The organism is Pseudorhodoplanes sp., assembly GCF_035565855.1.
Taxonomy (GTDB): domain Bacteria; phylum Pseudomonadota; class Alphaproteobacteria; order Rhizobiales; family Xanthobacteraceae; genus Pseudorhodoplanes.
In genome coordinates this window covers 1-6,147 of sequence record NZ_DATMRX010000193.1, presented here as the reverse complement: position 1 = coordinate 6,147, position 6,147 = coordinate 1, and the positions used below count along the sequence as shown (strand labels likewise).

At 63.3% G+C, this 6,147-nt stretch carries 6 protein-coding genes and 1 other RNA gene; 4 read left to right on the top strand and 3 right to left on the bottom strand.

Annotation, left to right across the window (positions count from 1 at the left end):
* Positions 1-192 precede the first annotated feature (192 nt).
* The 4 genes from VN004_RS10810 to VN004_RS10795 all read left to right on the top strand — a co-directional run bounded on the left by VN004_RS10810 (position 193) and on the right by VN004_RS10795 (position 3,862).
* Entirely contained in the window at positions 193-1,014 is an 822-nt protein-coding gene (locus tag VN004_RS10810; RefSeq protein ID WP_325609806.1) for an N-acetylmuramoyl-L-alanine amidase, read from the top strand.
* Positions 1,015-1,061: 47 nt separating this feature from the next.
* An RNA gene (gene rnpB / locus VN004_RS10805) (RNase P RNA component class A) lies at positions 1,062-1,477 on the top strand.
* Positions 1,478-1,575: 98 nt separating this feature from the next.
* A complete protein-coding gene (locus VN004_RS10800; RefSeq protein ID WP_325609804.1) occupies positions 1,576-2,862 on the top strand; it encodes a divalent metal cation transporter in 1,287 nt (428 codons plus the stop codon).
* A 106-nt stretch (positions 2,863-2,968) separates the two neighbouring features.
* Complete coding sequence (locus VN004_RS10795; protein WP_325609802.1) at positions 2,969-3,862, top strand: DMT family transporter; 894 nt, start codon at positions 2,969-2,971, stop codon at positions 3,860-3,862.
* Positions 3,863-3,865: 3 nt separating this feature from the next.
* Here the strand turns inward: VN004_RS10795 and VN004_RS10790 are convergent, their stop codons facing one another.
* From VN004_RS10790 to VN004_RS10780, 3 genes are all read right to left on the bottom strand, one after another.
* On the bottom strand, positions 3,866-4,906 hold the full coding sequence (locus VN004_RS10790) for an aromatic ring-hydroxylating dioxygenase subunit alpha (protein WP_325609800.1): 1,041 nt from the start codon (positions 4,904-4,906) through the stop codon (positions 3,866-3,868).
* A gap of 37 nt (positions 4,907-4,943) precedes the next feature.
* On the bottom strand, positions 4,944-5,144 hold the full coding sequence (locus tag VN004_RS10785; protein WP_325609799.1) for a hypothetical protein: 201 nt from the start codon (positions 5,142-5,144) through the stop codon (positions 4,944-4,946).
* Between the two features lie 83 nt (positions 5,145-5,227).
* The coding region (locus VN004_RS10780; protein WP_325609797.1) for a TRAP transporter large permease at positions 5,228-6,147 on the bottom strand (920 nt) is incomplete at its 5' end.

Here is a 6,147-nt window from a genome sequence, read left to right as displayed (position 1 = left end):
TCCGGGTGGTGGTGCCAATCGCCCGGCTCCGCGCTAAGCCTGAGTCAAGCTAACGTAACCAGCGGCCGGTCGAGCTCTCGACCGGCCGCTTCGTGTTTCGGACTGCTCTGCGAACCACTGCGGTGTCAGGGTGCGCATCTTGCGGCGGCTGTGGCGTTACAATAATACGCTAGCAGGTGAGTAAGTGCCCTGATGACGTCATTCGAGCCGGACACCATGCTCGTCCACGAGGTGGTGCCCTCCCCAAATTACGGCGAGCGCGTCGGCGATCGGCTGCCGGACATGATCCTGCTGCACTACACCGGCATGCCGGATTCCGGTAAGGCGCTGGAGCGCCTCTGCTCTCCCGAGCACGAAGTTTCCTGCCACTATTTCGTCACCGAGGAGGGCCGCATCATCCAATGCGTGCCGGAGGCCTTCCGGGCGTGGCATGCGGGCGAAGGCAGCTGGGCCGGCGAGACCGATATCAATTCCTGCTCGATCGGGATCGAGATCGCCAATCCGGGCCACGACAACGGCTATCCTGATTTCCCGAGGCGCCAGATTGCCGCCGTCACGGCGCTGTGCCGGGCTATTCTGCGGCGACGCTACATCCGCCCCGAGCGCATCCTGGCGCATTCCGATGTCGCACCCTCGCGCAAGCGCGATCCCGGCGAGAAATTCCCCTGGATGGTCCTTCATCGCGCGGGCATCGGGCTATGGGTCAAACCGGCACCGCTCGTTCCGGGACCGAGCTTCGAGTTTGGAGATTCCGGCGACGCCGTCCAGAATTTCCAGTCGGCGTTGCGAGACTATGGATACGGCATCCAGGTCGACGGCTATTTCGACCAGGCGACGCGCGATGTCGTCACTGCGTTTCAACGTCATTTCCGTCCGGCGCTGTGCGACGGCAAACTCGACTCGTCGACGCTGCTGACACTTCGCTCGCTCATCGAAGCATCGCGCTATGGCCCCGCCGTGCATGAAGGCGCCGGTGACTCGACCGCACCGGCATCGCCGTGGGACGGCGATTGACCGGCAAGACTTGACGGCGCCGCGTTTCGCCCCCACCCATATCGGCGTCAGTCGGCTGGACGGCCGCTCCGCCAGGTCCCGAAAGGGCGGCGGAGAGGAAAGTCCGGGCTCCACGGACAAACGGTGCCGGATAACATCCGGCGGGGGCGACCCCAGGGACAGTGCCACAGAAAAGCAGACCGCCTGCTTTCCGTCCGCGTCATGCGAGGCGGCGAGTCGGCAAGGGTGAAACGGTGCGGCAAGAGCGCACCGCGTTTCCGGCAACGGAAACGGCACGGTAAACCCCACCGGGAGCAAAACCGAATAGGAGCGGTGCGAGGCCACGTCCTCGGGTCAGTCCGGACCAGCCGCTCGGGTAGGTTGCTAGAGGCGCCGGGTAACCGGCGTCCCAGAGGAATGGCCGTCACGTTCACCGCTTCGGCGGTGGGCCATACAGAACCCGGCTTACAGGTCGTCTGATATAATTGGAGGGCCCGGTGCGAAATCGCTCCGGGCCCTCGCCTATTGTTCACGTCGGCACCATATGCGCGTTTACGACACGCGCAGCGCCGAGATCCCGAGATGAATCAGCGTACCGCGCCCTGGCTGTCGCGCGTGAGACCCTTCAAGTCCAACGTGCTCGGTCCCGGACTCATCACCGGCGCAGCCGACGATGATCCGTCGGGGATCGCGACCTATTCACAGGCCGGCGCACAATTCGGTTTCGGCCTGCTTTGGACCGTCTTCCTCACGACGCCCTTTATGATCGCGATCCAGTTGGTCAGCGCCCTGATCGGACGCGTGACCGGCAAGGGGATCGCCGCAAATACAAAAGCACTGTATGGGCCCGCCGCGCTCTACGTGCTGGTTTCGCTGCTGGTGGTGGCCAATGTGATAAACATCGCCGCCGACATCGCCGCCATGAGCGAAGCGCTGTATCTCGTGGTCGGCGGCCTGAAACACGAACACGCGCTGATCTTCGCGGCGGTAGCGGTGCTTCTGCAGGTGTTTGTCCCGTACCGCCGCTACGCCCCGATCCTGAAATGGCTGACCCTCGTACTGTTTCTCTATGTCGGGGTCATCTTCACGGTGAAGGTGCCGTGGAAAGACGTTGCGATCGGCACCATTCTTCCCAAGATCGACTTGTCCTCGGACTATCTGGCGCTCCTTGTCGCGGTGCTCGGCACCACCATCAGCCCTTACCTGTTTTTCTGGCAGGCCTCGCAGGAGGTCGAGGAGATGCAGCGCCACCGCAGACAGCGCCGGCCGCTGAACACTTTGCCGCGTGGCGGCAAGGGCGAGACCCGGCGCATTGCCGCCGATACCAGCATCGGCATGATCTTCTCGAATGCAATCGCTTTCTTCATCATGGTCACCACGGCCGTCACCTTGCACGCGCAGGGCGTCACCAATATCGAAACCGCAGCCGACGCCGCGAATGCGCTGCGCCCGATCGCTGGCGAGTTTGCCTTTCTGATGTTCGCGATCGGAATCATCGGCACCGGTCTGCTCGCCATTCCCGTGCTGGCGGGATCAGCGGCCTATGCGGTAGCCGAACTCTATGGCTGGCCATCCTCACTCGAGGCCAAGGTGCCGCACGCGGTCGGCTTTTATGCGATCATCGCGGCGTCCACCCTGATCGGCTTTGGCATCACCTTCACCCCTCTCGATCCGATCCGGATGCTGATCTGGAGCGCGATCATCAACGGTGTGGTCGCGGTTCCGATCATGGCGATGATGATGCTGATCGTCACGCATAAGATGATGGGCCGCTTCCGCGCCAGCCGGCGCCTCGCGATTGCTGGCGGCGGGGCGACCGCACTGATGGCCGCGACCGTGATCGCGATGATCATCTCGATGCTGAGATAGGCTGGCCGCGCAACGCGGCGCGCGCATTGCGCCTGTGCGCGCCGCGCAGTGGTTGCGCAGCGCTGCCGCCCATAACGTGCGTCGCGGTTTTGGATTTGTCCCTTTCATGTCGGCGAAAAAACAGAATCTCGGATTGCTGCTCGGCATGCTCGGCCTGATCGTGTTTGCTGGCAGCTTGCCGGCCTCGCGGATCGCGGTTTCCGAGGTGACGCCGTATCTCCTCACCGCGGCGCGGGCGACGATTGCGGGCTTTGCCGGACTTGCAATGCTCGTGCTCACGCGTCGAAGTCTGCCACCGCGCCGCGCATGGTGGCCGCTCCTCATCTGCGCCATCACGATCGTCCTTGGTTTCCCGCTACTGTCGGCCGTGGCGATGGTGACCGTGCCGTCCTCGCAGGGTGGCGTCATCCTCGGCATCATGCCGCTGATGACGATCGCCGCGGCGGCCGTCATCGAAGGCGAACGGCCGAGTGCCGGATTCTGGATCGCGGCCATTATCGGATCGGCGCTTGTAATGGGCTTCGCGCTTTACCGGAGCGGCGGCTACACACTGACAGCCGGCGATCTGTTGTTGCTCGCCGCCGTGATCTGCGGCGGCGTTGGCTATACCTATTCCGGGCAGCTGTCCGGTCTGATGCCGGGATGGGAGGTAATCTCCTGGGCGGTCGCGATCTCGCTGCCGATTTCGGTCGCCTGCCTCATCCTCACCTGGCCCGCCGAACCACAGTCCATCTCCTTCCGGGCATGGGGCGCGATCCTTTACGCCGGACTGATGGCGCAATATTTCGGTTTCTTCCTCTGGAATGCCGCAATGGCGATGGCCGGCATCTCGCGCATCGGGCAGATCGGCCTTTTGCAACCCTTCTGCGTCGTCCTGATCGCTGCATTGTTCGCGCGTGAGCCGATCGATCCGACGACCATCGGATTCGCCGTGGCCGTCGTCGCCACGGTCGCGATCGGTACGCGCCTGCGCGTCAGCCGCCCTGCCGCGGGCGGCTGAAGCCTATTCGGCGGCCTGACGCGCCGACTGTTCCTCGTCGTAAAGCCGCGCCAGGATGCGCCGCGCCTGGATCCCGCCGGCATCGGCATGGATGTCGACCTGCGAGTCCGAGGCATCCGCGTCGATGACACGCTGCTGCGCCTCGAACACCTCCTTGTCCTCGAGGAAGGCGGTCTTCACCTGCTCGAAGATCATGTGGGTGAGCTTCTCGTTCTTCACGTCGAAGTCGTGCGCCTGCGCCCAGAAATAATGCGATGTCGTCTCGGTCTCCGGGGTGATCGCATTGAGGTTGCGCATGTTGATGCCGTCAACGAACTTGCCCTCCGGCGCGCCGGTACCGGTCGGCGTCGCACCGACCGAAAGCCGCAGAAAGGCCGGCGGCAGGAAATCGATGAATTGCCAGCGGTCGACATTGCCGGTGAAGCCACCCGCTTTCACGTAGGTCGGTGGCGCCGGCTTGTCGATCATCCAGCGCGTGACGAGGACGCCACCCGGTGTGCGCTTGACCCGCACTTCCGCGTTTTCGGCGACCGCCGCGTTCCCGATCGTCGATTCATGAACGAAGGCGAGATGCGTCAGATCGAGGAGGTTGTCGACGATAAGCTGCCAGTTCGCCTTGACGTGAATATAGGTGCCCTTGGCGCCCCAGTCCGGTGAATCGAGCCAGTGGTAATCCGGAATGGTTTCGGGATCGGCTCTCGCCGGATCGCCCATCCACACCCAGACCCAGTGATAGCGTTCGACCACCGGATAGGCCTTCACCCGCGCGGCCTCCGGGATCGCCTCTTGTCCGGGAATGCGCACGCATTTTCCGCCGCGGTCGAAGCGCAGCCCGTGGTAGTGGCATTGCAACAAATCGCCCTCGACGACCTTGCCCATCGAAAGCGGCACCCTGCGGTGGGGACATTTGTCTTCCAGCGCGATGACTTTGCCGGCGGCATCGCGAAACAGCACGACCGGCTCGTCGACGATCCGGCGACCGAGCGGCTTTACGCCGATCTCATGATCCCAGGCCGCGACGTACCAGGAATTCTTCAGGAACATGGGCGTTTCTCCTTCGAAGCGCGTCTTCGCTGCGCGCCTACAACATTTCCTTGATCGCCTTGATGACACGACGATCGACGCTGATCAGATCGCTGCCGGGCGGCACGCCGAAATGGGCGCGCTCGTCCTCGGAGACCGAACGCCCTTGCAGCAGCACGCGGCCGTCCGACGTCAGGTAGATCGACGGCACATCGTCTTGCGTCTCATCCTGGAAGACGAGTTCCACGCGGAAATGCAACGCATTCTCCTTCTCAGCTTCGGTCCTGAAATCCGCTACACCCAATTCGCCATGCTTTGAAGCGCGAACAGAGCGCGGCAGGGTTACCGGTCGAGCATCGTCGAGGGCAACCAGAGCGCGATGCCGGGGAAAGCGGCGATGAGTGCAACCGCTACGCACATCAGCACGAAGAACGGAATGGTGTCGCGGGCAATCGCGAAGATGTTGCGGCCGGTGAGACTTTGCAGGACGTAGAGGTTGAACCCGACCGGCGGCGTGATCTGCGCCATCTCGACCACCAGAACCACATAGATGCCGAACCAGATCAGATCGAAGCCCGCCTTCTCCACCAGCGGTATGATGATCGAGGTGGTGAGCACCACCATCGAAATGCCGTCGAGGAAACAGCCCAGCACGATGTAGAAGGCGGTCAGCGCGGTCAGCAATTGCCATTGCGTGAGGCCGAGGCGCGATATCCATTCAGCGAGATTGCGCGGGATGCCGGTGAAGCCCATCGCCGTCGTCAGAAAGGCTGCACCGGCCAGGATGAAGGCGATCATGCAGCTCGTGCGCGTCGCGCCGAGCAAGGCATCGCGGAAATTGTCCCGCGTCAACGTCCCCGTCCCCCACGACAACACGATCGATAGCGCAACGCCGACCACGGCCGCTTCGGTCGCCGAGGCCAGCCCGCCATAGATCGATCCGATGACACCGGCAATCAGCAGCGTGACCGGGATGAGCCGCCGCGACGCTGCGATCCGCTGCTTCAGCGGAACGGACGGTTCGGCCGGCGGCATTCGCTCTTTGTTGATGAGGGCCCATAGCGCGATATAGCCCATGAACAGTACGATCAGCATGATGCCGGGCATCACGCCGGCGATGAACAATCGCGCAATCGACTGGTCGGTTGCGGTGGCATACACGATCATGATGATCGACGGCGGGATCAGAAGGCCGAGCGTGCCCGAACCGGCCAGCGTTCCGATCGCCATGCTCTGGTCGTAGCCGCGCTGCCGCAGTTCGG